The organism is Streptomyces sp. JNUCC 64 (assembly GCF_054484115.1).
The window spans coordinates 2,881,862-2,904,274 of the sequence record NZ_CM137015.1; the positions used below are offsets into that span (position 1 = coordinate 2,881,862).

At 72.0% G+C, this 22,413-nt stretch carries 22 protein-coding genes and 1 pseudogene; 12 read left to right on the forward strand and 11 right to left on the reverse strand.

Annotated features, from left to right (window positions below; genetic code table 11):
- Nucleotides 1-49: 49 nt before the first annotated feature.
- The 4 genes from ACVWNX_RS11580 to ACVWNX_RS11595 all read right to left on the reverse strand — a co-directional run bounded on the left by ACVWNX_RS11580 (nucleotide 50) and on the right by ACVWNX_RS11595 (nucleotide 2,914).
- Nucleotides 50-511, reverse strand: a complete 462-nt coding sequence (locus ACVWNX_RS11580) for a DUF6197 family protein (protein WP_454413826.1) — start codon at nucleotides 509-511, stop codon at nucleotides 50-52.
- A 26-nt stretch (nucleotides 512-537) separates the two neighbouring features.
- A complete protein-coding gene (locus tag ACVWNX_RS11585; protein WP_454413827.1) occupies nucleotides 538-780 on the reverse strand; it encodes a hypothetical protein in 243 nt (80 codons plus the stop codon).
- Between the two features lie 69 nt (nucleotides 781-849).
- Nucleotides 850-1,575 (reverse strand): DUF2786 domain-containing protein, encoded by a 726-nt coding sequence (locus tag ACVWNX_RS11590; RefSeq protein ID WP_454413828.1) that lies wholly within the window; start codon nucleotides 1,573-1,575, stop codon nucleotides 850-852.
- Nucleotides 1,576-2,065: 490 nt separating this feature from the next.
- Nucleotides 2,066-2,914, reverse strand: coding sequence for an HNH endonuclease (locus ACVWNX_RS11595; protein WP_454413829.1), 849 nt, complete (start codon nucleotides 2,912-2,914; stop codon nucleotides 2,066-2,068).
- Nucleotides 2,915-3,041: 127 nt separating this feature from the next.
- Here ACVWNX_RS11595 and ACVWNX_RS11600 point away from each other — a divergent pair, with 127 nt between their 5' ends.
- The 8 genes from ACVWNX_RS11600 to ACVWNX_RS11635 all read left to right on the forward strand — a co-directional run bounded on the left by ACVWNX_RS11600 (nucleotide 3,042) and on the right by ACVWNX_RS11635 (nucleotide 9,060).
- Complete coding sequence (locus tag ACVWNX_RS11600; protein ID WP_454413830.1) at nucleotides 3,042-3,476, forward strand: hypothetical protein; 435 nt, start codon at nucleotides 3,042-3,044, stop codon at nucleotides 3,474-3,476.
- The gene (locus ACVWNX_RS11605) at nucleotides 3,466-4,095 is read left to right on the forward strand and encodes a hypothetical protein (RefSeq protein ID WP_454413831.1); all 630 of its coding nucleotides are present in this window, start codon (nucleotides 3,466-3,468) and stop codon (nucleotides 4,093-4,095) included. The genes ACVWNX_RS11600 and ACVWNX_RS11605 overlap by 11 nt, the downstream gene beginning before the upstream one ends.
- A 91-nt stretch (nucleotides 4,096-4,186) precedes the next feature.
- Complete coding sequence (locus tag ACVWNX_RS11610) at nucleotides 4,187-4,543, forward strand: hypothetical protein (RefSeq protein ID WP_454413832.1); 357 nt, start codon at nucleotides 4,187-4,189, stop codon at nucleotides 4,541-4,543.
- A 244-nt stretch (nucleotides 4,544-4,787) separates the two neighbouring features.
- The gene (locus tag ACVWNX_RS11615) at nucleotides 4,788-5,327 is read left to right on the forward strand and encodes an RICIN domain-containing protein (protein WP_454413833.1); all 540 of its coding nucleotides are present in this window, start codon (nucleotides 4,788-4,790) and stop codon (nucleotides 5,325-5,327) included.
- Between the two features lie 678 nt (nucleotides 5,328-6,005).
- Nucleotides 6,006-6,380 (forward strand): tail fiber domain-containing protein, encoded by a 375-nt coding sequence (locus ACVWNX_RS11620; RefSeq protein WP_392022860.1) that lies wholly within the window; start codon nucleotides 6,006-6,008, stop codon nucleotides 6,378-6,380.
- A 99-nt stretch (nucleotides 6,381-6,479) separates the two neighbouring features.
- The gene (locus ACVWNX_RS11625) at nucleotides 6,480-6,608 is read left to right on the forward strand and encodes a hypothetical protein (protein WP_454413834.1); all 129 of its coding nucleotides are present in this window, start codon (nucleotides 6,480-6,482) and stop codon (nucleotides 6,606-6,608) included.
- Nucleotides 6,609-6,772: 164 nt separating this feature from the next.
- Nucleotides 6,773-7,573: a serine protease gene (locus ACVWNX_RS11630; protein WP_454413835.1), complete on the forward strand. Its 801-nt coding sequence runs from the start codon at nucleotides 6,773-6,775 to the stop codon at nucleotides 7,571-7,573.
- A 62-nt stretch (nucleotides 7,574-7,635) separates the two neighbouring features.
- Entirely contained in the window at nucleotides 7,636-9,060 is a 1,425-nt protein-coding gene (locus ACVWNX_RS11635) for a restriction endonuclease (RefSeq protein WP_454413836.1), read from the forward strand.
- 163 nt (nucleotides 9,061-9,223) lie between these two features.
- Here ACVWNX_RS11635 and ACVWNX_RS11640 read toward each other — a convergent pair whose 3' ends face one another.
- The gene (locus ACVWNX_RS11640; protein WP_454413837.1) at nucleotides 9,224-9,373 is read right to left on the reverse strand and encodes a hypothetical protein; all 150 of its coding nucleotides are present in this window, start codon (nucleotides 9,371-9,373) and stop codon (nucleotides 9,224-9,226) included.
- A 57-nt stretch (nucleotides 9,374-9,430) separates the two neighbouring features.
- A pseudogene (locus ACVWNX_RS11645) lies at nucleotides 9,431-9,586 on the reverse strand (DUF255 domain-containing protein); the annotation flags it as partial.
- A gap of 474 nt (nucleotides 9,587-10,060) precedes the next feature.
- Between ACVWNX_RS11645 and ACVWNX_RS11650 the strand changes: the two are divergent.
- The 3 genes from ACVWNX_RS11650 (at nucleotide 10,061) to ACVWNX_RS11660 (ending at nucleotide 15,508) form a co-directional block, all read left to right on the forward strand.
- Entirely contained in the window at nucleotides 10,061-11,152 is a 1,092-nt protein-coding gene (locus tag ACVWNX_RS11650) for a hypothetical protein (protein WP_454413838.1), read from the forward strand.
- A 108-nt stretch (nucleotides 11,153-11,260) separates the two neighbouring features.
- Nucleotides 11,261-12,439, forward strand: a complete 1,179-nt coding sequence (locus ACVWNX_RS11655; protein WP_454413839.1) for an acyl-CoA dehydrogenase family protein — start codon at nucleotides 11,261-11,263, stop codon at nucleotides 12,437-12,439.
- Nucleotides 12,440-13,093: 654 nt separating this feature from the next.
- Nucleotides 13,094-15,508 carry an ATP-binding protein gene (locus tag ACVWNX_RS11660; protein WP_454413840.1) on the forward strand — a complete coding sequence of 805 codons (2,415 nt, stop codon included), beginning with the start codon at nucleotides 13,094-13,096 and terminating at the stop codon, nucleotides 15,506-15,508.
- A 147-nt stretch (nucleotides 15,509-15,655) separates the two neighbouring features.
- On the opposite strand, the gene ACVWNX_RS11665 is transcribed toward ACVWNX_RS11660, so the two are convergent.
- The 3 genes from ACVWNX_RS11665 to ACVWNX_RS11675 form a co-directional block, all read right to left on the reverse strand.
- Entirely contained in the window at nucleotides 15,656-16,987 is a 1,332-nt protein-coding gene (locus tag ACVWNX_RS11665) for a chymotrypsin family serine protease (protein ID WP_454413841.1), read from the reverse strand.
- Between the two features lie 224 nt (nucleotides 16,988-17,211).
- Nucleotides 17,212-17,820, reverse strand: coding sequence for a hypothetical protein (locus ACVWNX_RS11670; protein WP_454413842.1), 609 nt, complete (start codon nucleotides 17,818-17,820; stop codon nucleotides 17,212-17,214).
- A gap of 485 nt (nucleotides 17,821-18,305) precedes the next feature.
- Nucleotides 18,306-19,187, reverse strand: coding sequence for a lytic polysaccharide monooxygenase auxiliary activity family 9 protein (locus tag ACVWNX_RS11675; RefSeq protein WP_454413843.1), 882 nt, complete (start codon nucleotides 19,185-19,187; stop codon nucleotides 18,306-18,308).
- A 310-nt stretch (nucleotides 19,188-19,497) separates the two neighbouring features.
- On the opposite strand from ACVWNX_RS11675, the gene ACVWNX_RS11680 reads away from it, so the two are divergent.
- On the forward strand, nucleotides 19,498-20,109 hold the full coding sequence (locus ACVWNX_RS11680; protein ID WP_454413844.1) for a GNAT family N-acetyltransferase: 612 nt from the start codon (nucleotides 19,498-19,500) through the stop codon (nucleotides 20,107-20,109).
- Between the two features lie 87 nt (nucleotides 20,110-20,196).
- Here the strand turns inward: ACVWNX_RS11680 and ACVWNX_RS11685 are convergent, their stop codons facing one another.
- Nucleotides 20,197-21,303, reverse strand: a complete 1,107-nt coding sequence (locus ACVWNX_RS11685; protein ID WP_454413845.1) for a hypothetical protein — start codon at nucleotides 21,301-21,303, stop codon at nucleotides 20,197-20,199.
- A gap of 301 nt (nucleotides 21,304-21,604) precedes the next feature.
- Nucleotides 21,605-22,297, reverse strand: coding sequence for a MarR family winged helix-turn-helix transcriptional regulator (locus ACVWNX_RS11690; RefSeq protein WP_454413846.1), 693 nt, complete (start codon nucleotides 22,295-22,297; stop codon nucleotides 21,605-21,607).
- Nucleotides 22,298-22,413 lie beyond the last annotated feature (116 nt).

A 22,413-nucleotide genomic window follows, 5' to 3' on the forward strand; every position in this document is an offset into this window, starting at 1 on the left:
GGGGGGGTGTCGGTCGGGGGCGTTGCCCTCCCCCTTCCGACATCATTAATTAAACCATGTTCTGGAGAGTGGGGCAACCGGGGGCGATGTGATCGGCGTCACTCGGATAGGGGGCTGCGGCGGCGCGGATCAGGGCGGCGGCCTCGGCTGTGGTGCGTCCGGGGGTGTCGGTCCAGCACCACAGCATGGTGCGGCGGTAGGCGTCTTCGGCAAGCCCTAGCGTCCGCCATCGGGCGGGCGACACGGGGCGGCCGTTGGCCTGGTTGCTGAGCACCACGAGGGAGTCGAACAGGGCTCGCTGAAAGACGTCCCACGCTTCGCCGCGCTCGGTCCAGCGGGGCCGGGCGGCGCGGACACCGCGCCCCCATGCGTGCAGGAGGTTGCACGGGGCGGTGTTGCCCATCCGGCCGGGCTGCCAGAGGTGGTCACCTCGGTACAGCCCGACGCGTTCGACGTGGTCGGCGGCGGCGGTGAGGATGCGGGCGGGGGTGGCGCGGGGCTTCGGGGGCATGGCGTTCTCCTGGGCGGTCGCGGTGGTCAAGATGTCGCGTTGCCAACGGACTTGGCGGCAATGGTGCAGTCGGTGCAGTAGCAGGGGGTGCGCCACTGCTGTCCGGCCGGACTGGTGGTGGCGAAGGTGCGGGCGGCGGCTTCGCTCATCCGGCCGGTGCCGGGGACCTTCGGGGCGGCGGCGTTCCACGCCTGGGGGACGCTGTAGACCTGGAAGTAGTGGCGGCCGTTCTCATCGGCCTTGTGAAACCTGATCCAGTCCATGAACACGCGGGGCTCCTCGGGGCGCGCGGAGGTGGGGCCGGGGCGGCGGGCCGCCGCCCCGGCGGGGTTCGCGGATCAGGCGGCGAGCGATCCGGCGGACCGGGCTCCGATGCGTCGGGTTCCGCCGATGTCGGCGCGGTTGCCTGCGGCGACTCCGTCGCCGTACCCGCTGCCGCTGGTAGAGCTGCTCTGCTTCCGAACCCTGGGGTGAGCCTGCTGGAACGCGGCCCGAACCGTGGCGGCTCGGTTGGCCAGCACGAGTTCGCCGCTGCGGCCGGTGGCGGACGCCTCCCCGCTGGCTGCGGCTCGGGCGGCCTCCTCGATTGCCTTGAGCCGCTCGGTGACGCGCACGATGAATCCGAGCTGCCAGGAGTTGCGCCACGCCCGCGCGCTTCGCACGCCGTACGGCACGGCCTGCCGGTTGAGGCCGTTGAGCATCTGGAGCACGAGCGAGGTGTAAAGGATCTCCGCGCGCTGGACGTCGGACTCGTAGCCGACCACATGTACGCGGCGACCGCCGTTCGCGGCCGGGCCCATGTGGATGGCCTCGCAGCCGACAGCCTCCGCGACGGCGTAGATGAGGCGGGCGCGGGACATCGACCAGGGGTTGGGGAGGTCGAAGCTCTTACTCGTAACCCCGTCCCGCGACGGCTGCCCGTCGCCGAGCATGGCCTGCTCGACGCCGTACTTCGCCATCATCTCCATCGCCCGCGAGCGGGCCAGCTCCGCCTCGGCCTCCGGCGTCGCGGGGTCCTCGGCCTTGGCCAGCAGCGCCCTGATGGTCGACAGCTTGGGATTCACGTCCGCCTTGGTGGTCACAGTTCTTCTCCTGGTGAGAGGTGATGCCGGGGGCCGGTCGGCCTTCCGGTGGCCGGCTGGGGCGTTGCCCTCCCCCTCCGACATGTTTAATTAAACCATGTTCCAGGGGTCGGGTCAACCCAGACAACCCACCTGACCTGCACATTTCCCCACCCTGTCGACCCGCACCCGCCCCGCCGGGCCCGGCCACAACGCACCCCGGGCGGGGTTCCCTCCTCGGTCGGACAGCTCCGCCGTTTCAGGGTTCCGGGTGGGGTGTCCAGGCTCGCGCAGCGACCGCGAAGCGGCCCGGCCTGGACACCCCACCCGGGGCCCTGGCACGCCCTCCGGGTGTCCGGCCGAGGAGGGAACCCCGCCCCCACCACCCCAACCACAACGACGCCGCACCCAACCAACCCGCCCCCACCCCCTCCGAGAGAGGACCCGCCGGAGGCACAAAGTCTGTAACCGGAACGGATAGCGGCGTCCGTCGTCAGCCACCACCGCCGTTGTCCGGCGCGACTGCATCCTCTGCCCCGGGCGTCGAGGCGGGTTCGAAGCCGAAGCCGCTGGACGTCTTGACCACGTTGTACAGGCCGGGCGCGGGCGGGGGAACGTTGGTGATGCCGCGGGCGAAGTAGTACTCGTCGGGGTTCCCGCCGTACGGGCCCTGTCGGATCAGCCCGCTGACCGGGTCCGCGGTGGACTGGAAGTAGCGGTCGGCCTTGTAGAAGGGTGCCACCGTGATCGGGTCGCCGTGGCCGTGGAGGGTCGCGAGCTCGAAGTGGGCGCGCTCGATGTCCGTACGGAACGGCTGGGTCGCGTCGGGCTGGTTACCTCGGTAGGCCAGGGAGCGCGTGATGAAGAGCCGAAGCGCCTCGTAGCCGGTCGGAGTCCGCAGCACCTCGGTGCGGGCCCGCTCGACCAGCACGCGCGGGATGAGGCCGTGGTTGTCGAAGATTGGGTGGCAGAACTGACACAGCAGGAGGATGTTGGTCCAGTCGTTGAACACCCGCTCGGCCTCGGCCTTGGTGTCCTGGCCGCTCCGTTTGGCCGGCCACGGGCTGATGTGAGCTTGTTCGAGAAGTCCGCGGGCCATGGCTTTCGGCGCCCGGCTCAGGACCTGGTGGTGCTCGTGGAGCCAGACCAGCGTTTCGACGACCTCGGGAGTCGCCAGGTCGCTCAGGTCGGCAATCAGTTCAGGGCTCGTCAGGTCGAGGTGGCTGAGCGCGCATCCCTCGGCCTTGAGAAGGTCGAGGGCCGCTTCGAGAGGCCCTGGGAGGCCGGTCGGCCTCGGCCAGACCCGACCGTCCGCGTTCGCCGTTTCACGCTCTGCGTCCATCGCTCCATTCTGTCCGGCCTCACTGACATCGCTCCACAAACCACCCTGCGATCGCAGTTTGAGGTGTCCGCGGAGTCGTGCTTACGGTGCGGGCGATGAGCACGTATTCGGTTGGGATGGAGAACGGGTGAGCACTTCGACGGCATCGGTGAGCGCGGCGGAACTGCGGCGGCGGGTTCGCGCGATCGAGGAGATCCAGTCGCGGACACGGGAGTTGGCGGCGGCCGGCGCCCTGGCCACGCGGGAGGCCGCGGTGGCGGCGGCGAAGGCGAAGGAGGACGCCGAGGTCGCGGCGCGAGAAGCCGCTGCGGCGGTCCTCCGGCTGTTCAACAACGACGCCGAGTTGGTCGCGCAGCTGCTCGGCGTCACGGCGGAGGAGCTGGAACGCGAGGCGAAGCCTGTTACCGCCGCTCGCGCGAAGGAGGTGATCGAGGAACTGCGTGCCCGCGCCGAGCGCCCCCGCCCGGTCCGCCGCGCCAGGAAGGCCGGCACCGCTGCCGCCGCACCGTCTGCTTCTGCCCCGACCGCTGCGCCGGACGGCGGCCTGGCCGATGCCGGCTGAGAACGGCTCCGGGCCCGGGCTCTTCCCGCTTGCTGCGGTGGAGGGGTCCGGGCCCCCTCCCGTTGACGAGCAGCTCTCGCTGCTCGGCGAACCGACACCCGTACGGATAGCTGCGACTGAGTGGGCGGCGTGGTTGGCCGACGAGTCGGTCCGGGCCCGGTACTGGGCGAAGGTGCACCGGAACCCGTTCACCGGGTGCTGGTTCTTCATCGGCGGGATCTCCAGCACCGGGCACGCGACCTTCCGGGCGACCTCACGGCCCGGCCGGACGCGACGGGGAACGGTGCCGGGACATCTGTACGGGTACCAGCTCGCGCACGGCGTCATCCCGCGGCTGGGGTGGGGCACCGACCTGACCGTCTGCCACACCTGCGACTCCCACTCCTGTCAGCAGCCGGCGCACCTGCGGCTGGGGACGGCGGCGGAGAACCGGGCCGAGTGGGTGGCCCGGCGGCGCGACCCGGGTAGTCCCCTGGCGGACCTCCGCGGCCCCGCTGGGCGCTCTCGCGCGATCGGCGCCGCCATCCGCGCCGGCCTGGCCCGGGACGAGACCGAAGATGAGATCGCGGCACGGGTGCAGGCCACGATCGCGGAAGGCCGCCCGCTGAGCCTCTGGTGACGACCGGGCCCGTCTCGCGCACCGGCCGGGCGATGTCACAGCCGTGCGTTACGGTCAGGAAGCAGTTCTGAACCTGTCAGAGGAGTCCCCCGTGCCCGCCACTCACCCCGACCACAGCGACCTGCCTGCGCTGTACAGCGCCGAGGTCTCGGTCTTCGGCGAACGGTGGGCCATGTACGTCATCGGCCCGGACCTCGTCGCCGTCGCTGGCCCGGACGACCTCGGCCCGGCGGACACCCTCGTTGAGGCGCACCCCGACGACCCCGGCCGATACCTGATCGCCATCGACGGCGAGGTGCCCGTGCTCCCCCGGGAGAACGCGGTGCGGCAACTGGAGAAGCACGGCTTCGTGGTCGCGGGCGAGGCGCACGACGACAGCAGGACCGATCACGGATGGACTCAGGCCGCGTCTGCTCTGTGGACGGCTCCGTGCCGGCCCACCCGCTGAGTCGCCCATGATCGGCACTGGGTGGCCTTTGACGCCGTCTGATCCTGGGGCACCGCAGGATGTCGACCGGACACCTCGCTCCGTCGTGGAGCGGATCGAATGAGCGGGGGCGGCGAGCGGTGCGCGCCGGGGGCGTCACCCGTGGGGGTGATGGCGCGGGCGAGGACGGGTGGCTAGCGTTGATCGGCTCGACCACGGGGTCGGGCGGCTGTCGGTCACCGTGTCTCTCAGGAGGTTTTCCTTGATGTACAGGCGTTTCCTCGCGGCGTTGTCCGCCGCTGCCGGTCTGGTGCTGCTGTTACCGGCCGCTCCTGCTCAGGCCCAGCCGGGGACGGGCCCGCACACGATCACCGTCGACAACTCCGGCAAATGCCTGGGGCTGGAGCGGGACTCCGGGGACGACTGGGTGCGGCTGGTCACGGCGACCTGTGACGGCAGTGCCCAACAGCGGTTCACCCTGGCCGTCGCCGAGGACCTCCCGAGCATGTACCAGTTCCGCACGTCCTACGGGAAGTGCCTCTTCATGGTTCCCCACGACTACATTCCGGTGGCCCAGTTCCGGTGCAGGAATTCGACGACCGACTCGGCATTCGTCACCAGGTTTCACTGGTGGCCGGGTGAGCAGGTCAGGGTCTACAACGGCACCAACGTGATCTCTCTCAGCACACACTGCTGGCACGTGAAGGACGCCTCGATGGGGGACGGTTCGCCCGTCATCCCCTTCAAGTGCAACGAGCTCGGCCAGGGGATGCGCAACGACACCTTCCACTTCCACCCGGCCTGAGCCGCACCTGCCCCAACGCCTGCGGCGGACACGGCCGAACCGGCAGGCTCCGCCGACGGGCGGCCGACGGCGTGACCAGCGTCGCCGGGCTGCGGGCCCGGGGCGACGGCGGGTCTCCCCCCGTGCGTCGACGGGCTGCTGCGGACGGGATGCACCTGCCGCAGCCCGGCTCAGGCCGGGTGCGGACGGGGTGCCGTGTCCGACGGCGCGGGATGCGAGGCGGGGTCCGTGGCGCGTCCCGTCGGCGGCCGGGTGGTTTCGGCCGCGCCCTGCGGGCGGTCCGCAGTCCGGCCCCGGCTGACGGACACGGCTCCCGCCGGTGCGACGGGTGGCCGGCGTGGTGGGGGCATGCACCTGGTGCGGGACGGGGATGGGCCTTCTCGCCCACCAGGGCATGATCGAATCAGGCCACCGGCGATCACTTGTGATCTTTCCCCGCGAACGGCCGGGCCGGGCTGATGGAATGACGATCGACCGATCACCTCTGTGCCACCGTGGAGTTCTCATGAACGTGCTCGAAGCAGTCCGGCGGATTGTCGATGCCCTTGAGCCGATCATCGTGCCCCTGATCACGAGCAACCGCGATGTGAAGCACGACATCAAGCCCCTCGGCTGACCCGTCCCGACGATCCAGCACACCGGCGAGCGGGCCCAGCACCGTCGCCGGCCGGAGTCTCCATGCGTATCGCCGCCCTGGTCCGGGGGTTCGCCTCGACGTTCCTGAGGCCCAGGCCCCCGAGGACCGAGAGGGCCGAACCCCTCACCCGTACACAGATCCTCGCGCTCCTGGACGAGCTGCCCGTCAGCGAGTGGCGCTACGACTGGGACCCCGACACCCTGCACATCGGCCCCATGGCCCAGGACTGGCGGGCCGCCTTCGGCTACGGCCGCCGGGAAACGACCATCGACGTCGTCGACGGCCAGGGCGTGCTGATCGCCGCCGTCCAGGAACTCTCCCGCCGCCTGCGCCACCTCGAAGAGCAGCAGGCCGCACCACCACCCTGCCGCTGCGCCCACACCACCGAACCCGAACCCGGAAAGAGGACTCCATGACCCTGACCGACGCCATCATCGCCCTGATCTACGCCCTCGGCCCCGTGATCACCCCACTCTGACCAGCCGCCCACCAAGCCTTGTGACAAGGACCAGCCCGTGAACACCTTCCGCCGCGCCGCCACGCTCTCCGCGTCCGCGTTCGCCCTGCTCGGCTCCGTGACCCTGCTGACGTTCGGGACCTCCGTACGCGAGATCTTCAGCCTCACCCTCGGCGTCGGCGCCTGAACCGGCGCCCTGCCGGGTCGGCCGCGCCTTGCGGTGACCCGGCCGTACCCGCCGTCCGGGAACGGCCGGTTCACCGCTTGCCGGCCCGTGCACCTGACCGCCACGCTCCGAAACGATCGCACCCCCTGCAGAAGGGGGTGCAGCGTCGGGCGAGGGGTGGCGGCATGAGGGTGCGCGGGAGCGGCCGGTTCGGGCGGGTGGTGGCGTCGGCGCTGGGAGCGGTGCTGGTGACGGCCGGGCTGGTCGGCGGCGGTGCGGGGCCGGCGTCCGCGATCGTGGGCGGGTCGGACGCGGCGGCGGGTGCGTATCCGTATCAGGTGTTGCTCCAGTCCCGGGTTTCCGGCGGCTGGCAGCCCGGGTGCGGCGGGTCGGTCATCGGCGAGCGATGGGTGCTGACCGCGGCCCACTGCCTGGAGAATGCCAGGGCCGAACGGATGCGGGTGGTGGTCGGGTCGAACACCATCGACCCGGCGGGCACGGCCTACGGGGTGCAGGAGGTGATCCGGCACGAGAACTACAAGGGCAACGCCGCCGGCGTCCCGAACGACATCGGGCTGCTGAAGCTGAGCACGCCGGTCGTCTACACGCCGCTGGTCCAGCCGGTCGCTCTCCCGAACCCGCCCGCGTACCCCGGCGGGAGCGCGACGGTGACCGGCTGGGGACGGCTCAGCAGCGACGGCCCGTGGCCGAACGCCCTCCAGCAGGCCACCGTCACGATCCTGCCCCTGGCCGAGTGCCAACTGCGCTGGCTGGGCCAGAACATCACTACCGGCCACGTCTGCACCTTCGACAAAGCCACCGGCCTGGCCCCCTGCGAAGGCGACAGCGGCAGCCCGCTCGCCCAGAACGGCCGGCTGCTCGGCATCGTCAGCTGGGGCCACTCCGTGTGCAACAGCCGATTCCCCGCCGTCTACACCAACATCGCCGCCCACCGCACCTGGATCACCGCCAAGACCGGCATCTGACCCAACCACCTGGCCCGGCCCGTGGCACCACCACGGGCCGGGCCAGGTGCAAGGATGACGCGGTGGACTTGACCCTCACTCTGCGGCTTCGTGACCTCCTCGCCACCTACAAAGGTCTGCGCGACGACCCTGGCCTGACCCCCCAGAAGCGGGGGCAGGCGTTCAACACACTGATCGCCAACGTCCTCAAGGCGTGGGGACACGAGGCCCGGCCCAGCGTGATCGGAGTCGGCGGCAGGGACGAGACGGACGTCTTCTTCACAATCGGCCACAACTACATCCTTGAGGCGAAGTGGGAGGCCAACCCCCTCAGCGCGGACCCTCTGACCAAGCTCTCCGAGCGGCTCTCCACCCGCCCTCCGGGTACCCGCGCCATCGTCCTGTCCGCCACCGGCTTCAACTCGAACGCGCTGGAGTGGATCAACCGCCACAACGAGCTGCTCCTGATGGACAGCTCCCACATCGAAGCCGCCCTGTGCGGGCTACTCGACCCGGAGGAACTGCTGCACCGGCTGTACGGCGAGACCGCCGCTTCCGGCAACCGGCTGGTCCCCCTGGCCGACATCGTCACCCCCCAGCACGCCGAACCGGACGTTCCCATGCTTACGCGGACATCCGAGACGCCGCCGCCCTGGCCGATCGTCAAGACCAGCGCCGAAGGTGTCGACGCCAGCGTGGAGTTCACCGGAGTCTGGCAGTCCGATCAGCACCCGAGCGGAATCAGTGCCGCTCCCGGCAACCGGCTCCTGATCACGACCAACGCTGGCGTCGTTGAACTCCACACCACGACCAGCAAGACCAAATGGGCCCTGGCTCTGCCCGGCACCGAAGACCGGGCCGTCCGCGGCATCGACGGCTCAGTGACCGTGCTGTGCCGCGGCGCGCTCGTACGCTGGCACCCCAAGACCCGCGACCTTCAGCTCGTGGCCGGCGGCTTCGGCGGCTACGCAACCCTGGAAGCCGGGCGGGACGGCACCCTGTGGGTCTACAACCAGGTCGGGGGATTGTTCGGCGGATCGGTCACCATCAGCCGTATCGGCGAACGGCCCGGCGACGAGACCCGGTACGACGTCCCTTTCCCCAACGGCATACGGGCCGTCCACCTCGCCGACGAGCGGCACTTCCTCAGCGGCACCGGGCACAGCACCCCTGTCGACGTCAGCAAGAACCCGTCCGCCGACAAAGAGGACTGGATCACCTCCTCCCTCCCCGACCCTCGCGCGGCCACCGGCCCGGACGAACACACCATCCTCGCGGCCAGCACCCGCAGCTCCCTCGACGGAAGCCTGCAACGCCTAGACCTCCGGAACGCGCCGACCTGGACAGAACTCCTGACCTTCACCGCCAACCGGGCCACCGACCTCACGGTGACGCGCATCAGCGCCGCTCGGGCCGAGGGCTGGCTGCTCGCCGACGCCTCCGGCAACACCCAGAAGCCCACGCCGGTCCTGGTCAAGCTCACCCTTCCGACCACGAGCCCAGGCTGACCGAACAGCCAGGTGATCACTCTCAGCACCGGCTCGCCCTGCTCCACCACCGGCGGCGACGGCTGGGCAACGTCAACCTGCTGCCATGTGGTGCCGTGCGAGGGGACAGATCCGTCGCCTCGCACGGCGCTACCGCGTATGCCGCAGTCTGCGGCTCCGCCCCCTACTCCTCGGCGGCGACAGCGGGCGCGGCGTCCTCCAAGCGCTGACGGATGATGTCGTACTTCTCAGGCCCCCACTCGGGTGAGGCGGCCAGTTCGGCGTCCACCCAAGCCTCTATGTTCTTGCCCAGTTCCTCATCGTACGTGTCCACGCGACTACCCCCTGACAACACCCCAGGTCAGGACTACCTGGTTGCGTTAAGTCATTGGCACCAGTGGCACGCGGAGTAACCGACCGACAGCAGAACGGGCACATCGCGCCGCCTCGCTTCTTCGAACGCCTCAGGTCCCCACGGCCACCAGTCGACCGGATTGTCAGCGTGCTGAAGCAGATAAGGCGAGGTCACACCAGCGAGCCGGTTCATATGAGCCAGCCTCTCACAGCGCCTGCCGCGACCGGTGAAGCACTGACGAGCCCGCCTCGCTTGGCCGAACCGTACTGGTGCGCCATCACGTGGCGGGGGCTCCTCCCCCCTTCCGGGTTCGGTCGACCCTCGCCTCGGAAAGCAGGATGGGCGCAGCAGCGCCGGACTGCCGAGGCTCCTGGAAGGAGGTACACGATGACCATCGAGATGGTGGCGCCCGCGTAGATCGCCGGAATGGTCGTCGTGAGCCCGTGCGGCTCGAAGCGGCGCAACCGGCCGGCCCGCGTCCCGGCCGACGCCCTGGACGCCGCCGCAGGCCCGGGCTGGAACGCCGACGCGGAATTCGACGCTGGCGTCGCGCAGCCGCGCCCGGACAAACCGGGAACCACGAGAGGCCGCACCTTGCCACGAAGCCCGGCTCTTCCCGTTGCTATGGTCTGCTACGCGATGACCCAGTCGGCCAGGGGAGGACGAATGCCCACGGAGGTCGCCCTGTGGCGGATCGAGAACGGGAAGGCCCAGCCTCTTCAGACGGCCGTGATGCCGTCCGAAAGCAGCCTTGAGGACATGATCGAGTCAGACCCTGACATCCTCGGTGAGACACTGCTCGTCATCGGCCGCCAAGTGCACACCGCGCACGGCGGCAGGATCGATCTGCTCGCCATCGATGCCGAGGGGGTCATACGCGTCCTGGAGCTGAAGAAGGACCGCACCCCACGCGAAGTCCTCGCCCAAGCCCTTGACTACGGGTCCTGGGTTCAGACGCTCTCTCACACCGAAATCCTCGACCTCTACGCCGACTACCAATCCGACCGGGGCAGCCTCGGCTTCGAGGCGGCGTTCGAGGACCGGTTCGGCATACCTGCTCCCGAGGCTTTGAACACAGGCCACCGACTCACGATCGTCGCGGCGGAACTCGATGCCGCGACAGAGCGGATCATCGAATACATCAATGGCCTCGGCGTACCCGCGAACGCCGTTCTCTTCCGGTACTACGCCGACGGCGGCGCTCGGTACCTGGCACGCAGCTGGCTCCTCGACGAAGCCCGCACCGCCTCGGCGGCCGCGAGGAAGGCGGTCTCCCGTGAGCCGTGGAACGGGCGCGACTGGTACGTCTCGTTCGGCGCCAGCGACGTCCGTTCGTGGGACGACGCGAAGAAATACGGTTTCACCTCCGCCGGAGGTAAGGAGTGGTTCACCCGCACCTTGCGCGGACTTCCGGTAGGAGGCCGGATATTCGCGTACATCCCGGGTGAAGGGTACGTCGGTGTCGGCGAAGTCACCGGCCGCGGGGTTCCCTTCACGGATGCGCGCGTGACGGTCGATGGAACCGATCAGCCGCTCTCCGGAATGGATCTCAAGGGCACCTATCGCCATTCCGACGACGACACCGACCCGGCCGCCATGGAATACGTCGTCCCCATCAGATGGCTACGCACTCGCCCCCGCGACGACGCGTTCAAGAAACCCGGCCTGTTCGCGAACCAGAACACAGCGTGCAAACTCCGCAACAGGGCCACCCTTGACGTCCTCTACGAGGAGTTCGACCTCGGGACCGTCGACTGACCGACGCGCGTCACGGCGGCCGCTCCCATCCTCGACGGGGTCGTCACGGGCCGAGGGCCACGGAACACGCGTGCGACAATCGGGCACCGACCGCGAGGAGGGGGTCCCATGGGGGACGAGGGCCGACTGCACGTCAGCGCGGAACTGGCCGGGGTGCTGGAGCGGATCGACGCGATCGGCGGAACGCTCGACGAACGGGCCGACGCCGCCGAGGAGTCGGGGAGGCTACCGGAGGAGACCGCCCGGGCACTGCTCGACACCGGGATCGTGCGGGCCGAACTGCCGAGGAGCCTCGGCGGGTACGAGTTCGCGCCCCGGCAGCTGATCGAGGCGGTGGAGCGGCTGAGCTACCACGACGCCTCGGCCGCGTGGACCATGAGCGCGCTGCAGATGATGACCGGGACCACCGCCGCGTACCTCGGCGGGGACGCGGTGGCCGAGCTGTTCCCGGACGTGCCGAACGGGAAGCACGCGTTGCTCTCCGGACACGGCACCCGCCCCGGCCGGGCCGTGCCCGTGGCGGGCGGCTACCGGGTCAGCGGTCAGTGGCAGTTCGCCTCCGGCATGGCGCACGCCACCCACGTCCACAGCGCGATCCAGGTCGAGGGCACCGACGAGGCGCTGGTGCTCACGATGCCGAAGTCCCGGGTCACCCTGGACGGCAACTGGGAGGTGCTCGGACTGCGCGCCACGCACAGCGTCGACTACCACTGCGCCGACGTGTTCGTCCCGCGCGAGTACACCTACGCCGCGACCACGGACACCCCCGTCAACGGCGGCGCCCTCTACCGCCTCGGTCTGGTCAACCTGTCCGCGATCGGCCACACCGGATGGGCCCTCGGCGTCGGCCGACGGCTCCTGGACGAGATGCGGCGGGTCGCCGCGCAGCGGACCGGTTCGCGGGGCGCGGCGGTCGACACCTCCCAGTTCCACGCCGAGTACGCGACCGCCGAGGCCGGGCTGCGGGCCGCCCGGGCCTGGGCGTACGAGGTGTGGCGCGGCGTCGAACGCACCTTGGACGCGGGTGAGTTGCCCAGCACCGAGCAGGACACCCTGATCCGTCTCTCGCTCAACCACGCGACCTCGACCGCGTCCGGGGTGGGCCGCACCGTGCACCGCTGGGCGGGGTCGGCGGCGATCCGCCGTGGCCCGCTCGACCGTTTCCTGCGCGACCTCGGCACGGGCGCGCAGCACATTACGTCGAGCCCGGTCGTCCTCCAGAACTGCGGCGCCTGGCTGAGCGGCGCCCGGCCGGACGCCCGGTGGAGCTTCCTTGACCTGATCTGACCTGGACTGATCTGGCCTAGACTGAACCGACTTGACCTTACTTGACCTGACTTCATCGGATCTGACCTCATCCGCTAGGACGGCACCCGGTCCGGCCTGATCCGACCGGGTCGGTCGTCCAATGAGGTTCCCGGGACGCCGGTCGGCGTCCCGGGTGGGTCCGTGCCCGAACGTGTCGCACACGGTCGACGCGCTCCGGCCCGGGCGGCCCGTCGCCCTCGTCGTCCGGCCGACGCCGTCCGCCGCGAGGCCCGCCCCGGTACGGACGCGTCACTGGACGGGCTCCCGGGGGCGGGCGGGGACGGACGTCACCCGGCGCGTTCCGTCCGATCCGCCCTCAGACGCGCTCCGTACCCCCTTTGGCCACCTGGACACCCGGCGGAAGCGCTGGAAGATGAGGCAACGACAGGGTCGTCCACGGCCTCTTCCTGTCCGGTGAGGGCCCGTGCTGGGCGTCTCCCCGACGGACGGAGACGGACGGAGACGGCGGACCGGGCGGACGGAGACGGACAGAGACGGCGGACCGGGCGGACCGACGGCGGAAGGACGTCCTTCACGAGACCGGACACGACCGGCTGACCCGACCGACCACGCCACTCCCTCGTCCACCTCGTACCCCTCGTACCCCTCGTACACGTCCAGGAGAACCGGGAAATGACCACGACGTCCGACGGTTTCGGCCAGCGTCTGCGCGGTCTGCGCGAGGCGGCGGGACTCAGCAGGGAACAGCTCTCCCAAGCCGCCGGGGTGAGCGTGCGCGCGCTGACCTACATGGAGTGCGGCCGTACCCGGGGACCGCAGCGCCGTACCGTCCAGGCCCTGGCCCGGGCGCTGGGACTGACCGCCGACGCGGCCCGGTCCCTGGAGGCATCGGCCGCCCCCGGCCGCCAACGCCCACGCGCGACCACCCGACCGGCCACCGGACCGGCCGCTGGACCTGCGGCTGGACCGACCACCGGCCCGACCACCGGGCCCGCCGCCGGACCGAGCGCCGGGCCCGCCGCCCCGGCCACCGACTCGGTCCCCGACCCGGCCGCCGCGTCCGGACTCCTCTCGCTGCCCCGGGACATCGGCGACTTCACCGCGCGGGGCACCGCGCTGGCGGCGCTCCGGGAGTGGGCCGCGACCGCGCGGACCACCTCTCCGCCCGTGGTGGTGGTCGCCGGGACGCCCGGACTGGGGAAGACCGCGCTCGCCGTCCACGCGGCGCACCGTCTCGCCCCCGGTTTCCCCGACGGGCGGTTCTGGCTGGACCTGCGGGCCATGGACGCGGAACCCGTCCGGACGGACGAGGCGCTCGCCCGGCTGCTGCGCGCCCTGGGAGTGCCCGAACGCTCGCTGCCCCGGGGGCAGGAGGACCGGGCGGCGCTGTGGCGCACCCTCGTCGCGGAACGCCGGCTGCTGCTGGTGCTGGACAACGCGGCCGGGGCGGACCAGGTGCGTCCCCTGTTACCCGCTTCCGGGTCCTCGCTCACCCTCGTCACCAGCCGTGACGCCCTCAGCGGTCTGGAATCCGTGCACCGCGTCGCCCTCCCCCTGCTGCGCCGCGAGGAAGCGGTCACCCTCCTCACCCGCATCATCGGTCCCGAGCGCGTCGCCCGGGAGCCCGCCGCCGCCCGGGCCCTCGCCGATCTGTGCGGGCGGCTGCCCCTGGCCCTGCGGATCGCCGGACAGCGGCTCGCCGCCCGGCCGGAGGAGACCCTCGCCAAACTCGTCGCCCTGCTCGACCGGGAGGAACTGCGGCTCGACGGCCTCCAGACCGGTGATCTGCGCGTCCGGGCCGCCTTCGCCCTCTCCTACCGGCGGCTGGACCCGCTCTCCCGGCTGGTCCTGCGGCGCGGCGCGCTGGCGGCGGGGCCCGACGTCAGCCCCGGGACCGCCGCGCTCCTCGCCGGGGCCGCGCTCCGCGACGTCCGGCTCCGTCTGGAGGAGCTCTGCGACCAGGGGCTGTTGCAGAGCGATCCGACGGCCGAGCGCTACCGGTTCCACGATCTGCTGCGGCTGTTCGCCGTCGAGCGGGTGGCGGCCGAGGACCCGCCCGAGGCCCGGAACGCCGCCCTGGACCGCGCGGCCCGCTGGACGCTGGCCCGCGCCACCACGGCCGCGCTCCACTTCGACGCCGTCCCGCGCGGCGGTCTCACGGCCGGTGATCCCGACCCCGGCACCGCCCCGCGCGACCGGGACGAGGCCCGCGCCTGGCTCACGGCGGAGCGGGCCCAGTGGCTCGCCGCCCTGCGGCACGCCCGCACCGCCGGACGGCACCGTCAGGTGCTGGACGCCGCCGAGGCGATGCACTGGTTCTCCGATCTGACCAAGCACTGGCCCGACTGGGTCGACGTCTTCCGGCACGCGGTGGACGCGGCCCGCGCCCTCGGGGAACGACGTGAGGAGGCGACCCACCTCAACTACCTCGCCTGGGCCCACAGCACCTGCGGCCACGACCACCGGGCGGCCCTCGAAACCGCCGACGTCGCGCTCCTGGCGGCCCGGGTCTGCGACGACCCGCTCCAGACGGGCTGGGCCCTGTACTACGGCGCCGTGGCGCTGCGGGCGCTCGGCCGGGCGGAGGAGGCGATCGCCCGGTTCCGCTCGGCCGTGGACCACCACCGGGACGGTTCCTCCCCGGAGAGCGTCCTCGCCTCGCTGTCCGCCCTCAACAGCCTCGGGGTGATCCTGCGCGAGCACGGCCGTCCCGACCAGGCGCTGGAGATCCACCGCCGGAGCCACGCGCTCTGCGGCGCGGGGATACCCGGCCGGTCCCCCGAACTCGTCGCCCTCTACCGGGCCGTCACCCTGCAGCACCTCGGTGACGACTACGCGGCCCTCGCCCGGTGGCAGGAGGCGGAGCCCGCCCTGCGCGAGGCGTTGGACACCTTCGAGGAACTGGACCTGCCCGCCTGGAGCGGGCCCATCCACCTGGGACTGGGACGGGTCCTGCACCGTCTCGACCGACCGGAACAGGCCCGCGAGGCGCTGACCTCCGCCCTGCGCGTCCTCACCGCGCACCACCACCCCTTGCGGGCCGAGGCCGCCGCCGCGCTCGACGCCCTGGACCGCGTCTCCCGGTGACCCGCGCGGCATCCGCCCGGTGGCCCGTTCGCCGGGGTCAGCGGGGTTCACGGGTCCACGGGTTCGTCCGGTGCCCGGACACCGGTCCGCCCGGCGCCGCTCCGCAGGGGGGGGAAGCGGGGGCACCGGGCGGGGTTCCGGAGGGTGTTACTGGGTGATCAGCTGAAGGCCCGTCTCCGAGAGGAAGCTGTCCAGCGCGCCGTAGTAACCCAGGCTGGAGCACTGGCGGTTGGTTTCGCCCTGGCACGGGGCCGAGTACGACTTGTCCGAACCGGAGACGACCCCGTTGGCGTGGACACCACCGCCGCTGACGGGCTGGACGATGGGCCCGCCGCTGTCACCCGGGCCCCACACCGAGTTGCCGTCGTAGTTCCGGACGACGACGATGTTCCGGATGTTGGGCTGCCCCGCGTACGAGACGGTGTGTCCGGTCGCGGTGATCTGGTTGTTGCAGATGGTGCCCGAGGAGGCACCCGAGGAGCAGACGCGCTGTCCCACGTGGTTGTTGCTGAGGCCCTTGACCGACCGGGTGTACTGACCGGACTGGTCGCCGACCCAGGGGCCCCACCAGACGGCGGGCCGGAAGAAGCCGTTGGCGCCGCTCTGCTCGGCGTTCATGATGCTGATGTCCCGGTCGTAGCGGAGCCAGTACATCCGGCCGAAGGGACGGCTGGTGGGGTACTCGGGGCTGTGCGCCGCGCCGTTGTCCGTGCCGCAGTGCGCGGCGCTGGTCATCCGGTTCACCGAGGTTCCCGGGTAGCGCACGGCGAACGCGGTGGAACAGACGTACCGCCCGCCGTTCTTGTGGTACAGCCACCGCGCGCCGCCGTACGCCTGCTGGGCGTTCCGGCCGGCCGCCAGCGCGGATATCGGCCCGCCCGTCGTGGCCTTGGGGGAGGCGGTCTCCACCTTGACGACCGCGACCCCGTCGGCGAGACCGGTGGCCTCCCGGGCGACGGCGGCGTCACCGGCCTCGCGGGCGGCGGACGATCCGGAACGGCTCGGGGCCATGCCGATGAGGAGCCCCTTGCCGTCCGGGCTCGGTCCGGCCGTGGTCAACTTGCCGGGGAGTTCGGCGCGCTGGGCGAAGAGCCGGTCCCGGGCGGCGTCGAGCTGGTGCCGGGTGTACGGCGCCTGAACGGCCTTGACGGTGACCCGCCGGTCGCTCCTCATGACCCGGCGGATCCGCTCGGGGACGGTGCCCTTCCAGTACAGGGTGAGGCGGGACTTCTCCGGCTTGGTGATCAGACCGGCGTAGCCGCCCTGCCGGGGGAGCCGCCCCGCCTCGGCGACCAGCGCGTCGGCCACCTCGCCGACCCGCTCGTGCTTGGCCCAGAACGCGGCCCCGGGGTCGCCGGTCGCGGCGGCCCGGTCGCCGGACCCGCCCGTCGGTTCCGGAGCCGCCGCGCCGGTGGACGGGGTCAGCAGGACGCCCGCGCAGGCGGCGGCCAGCAGGACGGACACACTTCGTGCTCTCAACGCTTCCTCGTTCCAGGGAGAGGGGGAGAAGGGGGCGGAAACCGGGTGATCGGTGACGGTGACGGCCCGTCCTCGTCCGGGACGGCCGCCGGACACCCGCGCGGACGTACGGGAGGTACGGAACGCTCCGGCGTACGGGACTCGCAGGCGTACGGAACGCCCGGGCGTACGGGACGGGCCTCGTCCGGGACGCGTGTCCGGGACCCGGGGGCCGGTCAGCCGGGTCAGCTGGCGTTTTCGCCGGCCGACTTCAGCCGGACGGCGCTGGCCTGGTCGTTCATCGAGTTGCCGACCCACTCCGCGTAGTCGTAGAAGGCGCGCGCCCCCTGGAAACCGCCGTGCTCGCTCAGTTCGACGTGGCAGTTGCCTGCGGTCACCACCGAGCTGGTGATGTCGTTGAAGTTGTAGTCGCCGAGCCAGCCGACCTGGGCGTCCCAGCGCCCGTCGCTCCGGCAGCCGGAGGTGGAGAGGGAGAGAGTCAGGGAGCGGCCCCCGTACCAGCCGTGCTCGTAGAGCCAGCCGCCGATGTTCGCCGCGGCGGCGCGGGTGGCGCGCCTGGCGGTGGTGGAACTCGCGGCGGGCGCGTCGAGGCGGGCCAGGAACTCCTTGTCCCGGGCCGCCTTGCGCGGGGTCGCGGGGGCGTCGGTGATCCGGCCGCCGGTCGCGGCGGCGACCGCCTCGGGGAAGGTGTCGTAGCAGGCGGACTTCCCGGAGGCCACCTGGACGACGCAGTGGGCGCCCGCCTTGGGGGCCGCCGCGACCGGGGCCGGAGCCAGGAGGACACCCGCGCAAGCGGCGGTCACGAGCCCGGTCACCGCTGTTCTGGTTCTCATGCCTGTCCGTTCCTCGTTTCGCGTCGGTGGGGAGACGGCCGACCGGTGCGTGCCGTCGCCCTCCGCGCGGTCCCTGCGGACCCGGCGCGGAGGGCTCCGCCGCGAGCGGTCCGCCGGAGCCAGCGCCGATTCCAGCACCGGGGACACCGCCCCCACCAGGAAAGACAGGTGGCAGAAGTAAGGGTGCGCGCTACTTCTGCCGGACCATTCCCGGCGCCGCCCAGGAAGCGCGCCCGCCCGGAAACGCGACACGGCCCCCGTCCGCTCCCGCACCTCGACGAGGAGGCACGGAAGCGGCACGGGGGCCGTGAGGGGAACGCGTCCACAGGGTCCACCGGGTCCGGTGGGTCCGATGGGTGGTGACCAGTCGACTGGTCAACCCGTCAGGACGCCCGGCGGACGGAGGACGGCGTTCACGGTGGTGTCACGGGCCGGGCTGGACCGGGTCGGTCCGGCCCGGTCCGGAGACGGTCGGGAAGACGGTCTCAGTTCGTCCGGCGGCGACCGCGGCCGAGGAACAGGGCGCCCGCGGCGAACACCGCGGCGGCGCCCGCCCAGGTCACGGCACCGGCGAGCGGGGAGCCCTCGGGGCGCGCCTCGGCGGAGACCGGCGCGGGGGCGTGCTCGTCGCCGCCGTGGCCCGCGTGGCTGACGGTCGAGCGCTCCGCGCCCGCCTCGATCTTCGCCTCGGTCGGGGCCTTGGCCGCCGGGGCCTTGGCCGCGGCGGCGGAGCCCGAACCGAAGACGACGTCCGAGCAGCCGTAGAACGCCTCGGGGCTGTCGTGGCGCTGCCACACCTTGTAGACGATGTGACGGCCGGTGCGGGCCGGGAGGTCACCGGTGAACCGGTAGCGGCCGTTGTCGCTGGCGCGCGGCGTGGAGTACGTGGCCACCGGGGTCGGGTCCAGGTCCGACCACTTCAGAGGCTTGGTCGGGTCGAAGCCCTGCTTGGTGATGTACATCGTCATGGTGCCCAGGTGCGCCGCGGTGACCCGGACGTTGAAGTCGTAGGGGCCCTGGGAGACCGCGGTGGCGGGCCAGTCGGTGCGGGCCCAGTCCAGGGCGCGGTACTTCACGCGGTTGGCGGAGCAGAGCTTCCCGTCGGGGATGATCTCCTTGTGCTTGCCGTTGGCGTTGGCGATGTTCACCTCGTTCCAGTCGTACAGCGGCTGGGAACCGGAGTCGGCGATGAGGTCCTTGCAGACCTGGGACTTGGGGGTCTCGGGGCCTTCGGCGTAACAGGCGCTGACCCGGCTGACGGGGCCGAAGACGGAGCCGTGGGCAGCCGCGGGGGTCGGCATCAGGGAGACGAAGGTCGCGGCGGACGCGATCGCGGACGCTGCCGCGACGCGGCGGGAGACAGACATGGTGGCTCACTCTCGTACGTGTAGGGCCGTAGGGAGGTCTCGCTGAACACCGGTCCGGACGTGGGGCGTTGGCCCGGTGATCTCCATTGAGCATCACATTGGTACACACCAATCGCAAGGGGGTTCGAGGACGATCCGCTTGGCAGAGACCTTCCCCACCGGCGTGTCCTGACCACCGGAAAACCCGGTTGCGGGAACCGGGTTGGTCCTTGATCGTCATTTGCGGACCGTTCTCCGGAACGGCCCGCTGACCAGCCCGGCCGCCACCGGCCGCACCGACCGGCCCCACCGACCCGAGGAACACGCCTCCATGACCCCTCCCGGCACGCCCGGCCCCGTCCGTCCCGCGACCGCCGCCGACGTCCCCGCCGCCGTCCGCACCCTGGCGAACGCGTTCGCGGACTACCCGTACACCCGCCATGTGGTGGCCGCCGACGACCACCAGGAGCGGGTGCGACGGCTCCAGGAGCTGTTCCTGACCCGGATCGGACTGCCGTACGGCCGGGTGTGGGTCGGCGGGGAGGGCCGCGCCGTCGCCGTGTGGACCACCCCCGAGAAGGACCCGTCCCCCGGATTCGTCGAGGTGGGACCGCTGATCGCCGAGCTGGCGGGCGACCGGGCGGCGGCCTACGCGGCGGCGGAGAGCGCGGTGGAGCCGTACCGCCCCCAGGAGCCGGTCTGGATGCTCGGCGCCGTCGCGGTGGACCCCGGAGCACAGGGCCGGGGGCTGGGCGCCGCCGTCATCCGCCCCGGCCTCGCCGCCGCCGACCTGGCCGGACTCCCCTGCTACCTGGAGACCGCCACCGACCGCAACGTCCGCCTGTACGAACGGCTCGGCTTCCGGACCACCGCGGAGCTGCCGGGCGTCGACGGCGGCCCCCCGGTGTGGTGCATGCGCCGCGAACCGGGCACCGACGGCTGACGGACTTTTCACGGGGGCGGAGCGTCAGCGCGGACACGCGTCCGCCCCTCGGTCAGCCCGTCCGCCCGGTGGGAAGCCCGGCGTGTCTCACGGCTCCCGTCGGCCGAGCACCGACTCGTCGAACGCGGTCCCCGTCCACACCCTCGTGTTCAGGTCCTGTTTCCAGGCGCGGCGCGGGAGCCCGTCGGTCGCGATGGTGCGGAAGTCCTCTCCGTCGATCCGGAACTCCGTCTCCTTCACCTCGCCGTCCTTGGCCCACACGATCTCCGGGACCCAGCGGCAGTCGCACGTGCGGGTCTCCACCGTGACACCGATGCTGAGGGACTTCCCCCCGGTGAGTTCCCTCGGCAGCCCCTCCCCCTCGAACCTCACCGTCGCGAAGTCGGCTCCGCCGTCGAGGTCGGCACGGGCGTCCGCCTTCTCGGGCGCTCCGCAGCCACCGGTCTGGAGTCCCACCAGCGTGGCCTCGTCGGCGGCCGGGGCCGGATTCCGTTCGAGGACCTTGATGCGCAGTCCCTTGATCTGCACGGGCCTGTCGTCGACGGGCTGGACATCGATGACGAAGTGCGTGACGCCGGGATCGCCCGCCGTGTCGGCGTTGATCACCTCGGGGTCGGGCGAGCCGTCCTCCAGCCCGGGGGCCCCGGAGAAGTCCTCCGGTGGCCGTGCCACCACCCACGCCGCCCACGGGCACAGATAGACACCGCGGAACTGCTGGACGCCCTCCTCCGCGGCCTCGGACTGATCCACTCGTTCGGCGCTCGCGGACCGGGACGGCGCGTCCGGCGCGGCGGGGGTCTCCCGGGACGCGGACGGCTGCGGCGTACCCGGCCGGGTGGTGACCGCGTTCCTCGGGGAGTGGCTCCCGGACACGTACAGGGGCGGCTTCTCGTCATCGAACCGTTCGCCGATCCACGAGAAGGCGGCGACGATCCCGATCCCGAGGACCAGGACGACAACCGGCGCGACGATGTAGGTGGAGGTGAAGTCCCGGTCCCTCAGGGGCAGATACCGCCCCCGACCGTCCCGGCCGCCGGTCCCGGTCCCCGAATCCGGCGGGGGTTCCCGGTCCGGCGCGGCCGCTCGTCCGGAGCCCGGCGCCGGATCCGTCGGCCGCCCGGCCACCGGGCCCGGAGGGGAACCGTCCGGGCGGGGCTCCGGCGGGCCGGGTGTCGACGGGACGTCGTCTGGCATGAAAGCCCCCGAACGAGTGGACGGTTCCTGGGAACATTCCCGCCGAGCACCTCGGTTCCCGCCCCGGGGATACGAACTTTCCTACGGAATCGTTCGGTACGGGATGCCGTGGCTGTCAGAGGGAATCCCGTCCTCCCTCGCGGGCGAGTAGACACGGAGAGCCCGGCGCACGGGCGACCGCACGACGGACGGCGGGCCCGGCCGCTTCGGCCCCCGATGCCATGCCTCCGCGACCCCGGCGGGGACTCCGCGGTTCGGTCCCGGGGCGGGTGGCAACGGCCGCTCGGCGACCCGCAGCGGCTCAGCCGCCGACCGGACCGACGCCCCCTCCCCCCGCACGCGCCCGGTCGTCCGCGTCCAGCAGTCGTCGCAGCAGCCGGGTCAGCGTCTCCCGTTCCTCCGGGGTGAAGCCGTCGAGGAAGGTCTCCTGGGACCGCTCGGCCACCCGCCGCAGACGGTCCTGGGCCGCCCGCCCCTCGTCGGTCAGCCCGGCGACCTGGCGGCGCCGGTCCGCCGGGTCGCGGGTGCGGTGGACCCAGCCCCGTTCCTCGACCGCGTCCAGATAGCCGCCCAGATGGCTGCGCTGGAAGCCCAGCCGGTCGGCCAGGACGTGCTGCGGCAGCGGGCCGAAGTCCGCGAGCGCGGTCAGCACCGCGAAGTGCGGGAGCCTCAGCCCGTACCCGCCGACCGCGTCCACCAGGGCGTCGTGGCCGATGCGGGCCGCGTGCCCGGCGAGGTACGACGGCAGCGCCAGCAGGGTCGGCGGCCGGACCGTCACCCCCGTCGCACCCGCCCCGCCCGTCGCCTCCGCCGGGGCAGTCGGGCCGTCCGGCGCCCCCGGACGGGTCGCGCGCCCCTCGTCGTCCCCGCCGCCCGGACCGCCGGTTCCGTCGCCGGGACCGCCGGGATCGCCGGTTCCGTCCGGTCCGGGGAGGTCCCGGAGTCCAGGGGGGCCGCTCGCGCCGCCCGGGCCACCGTCCGTGTCACCGCTCATGCCCCCACGGTAGCGGACTCAATGGCTGGACGTAATGGTGACGTCACGGAATCATTCCATGGTGACACTGAACGGTGCCGACGACACCGAACGGGCGCCGACCCCGCGCTCCAGCG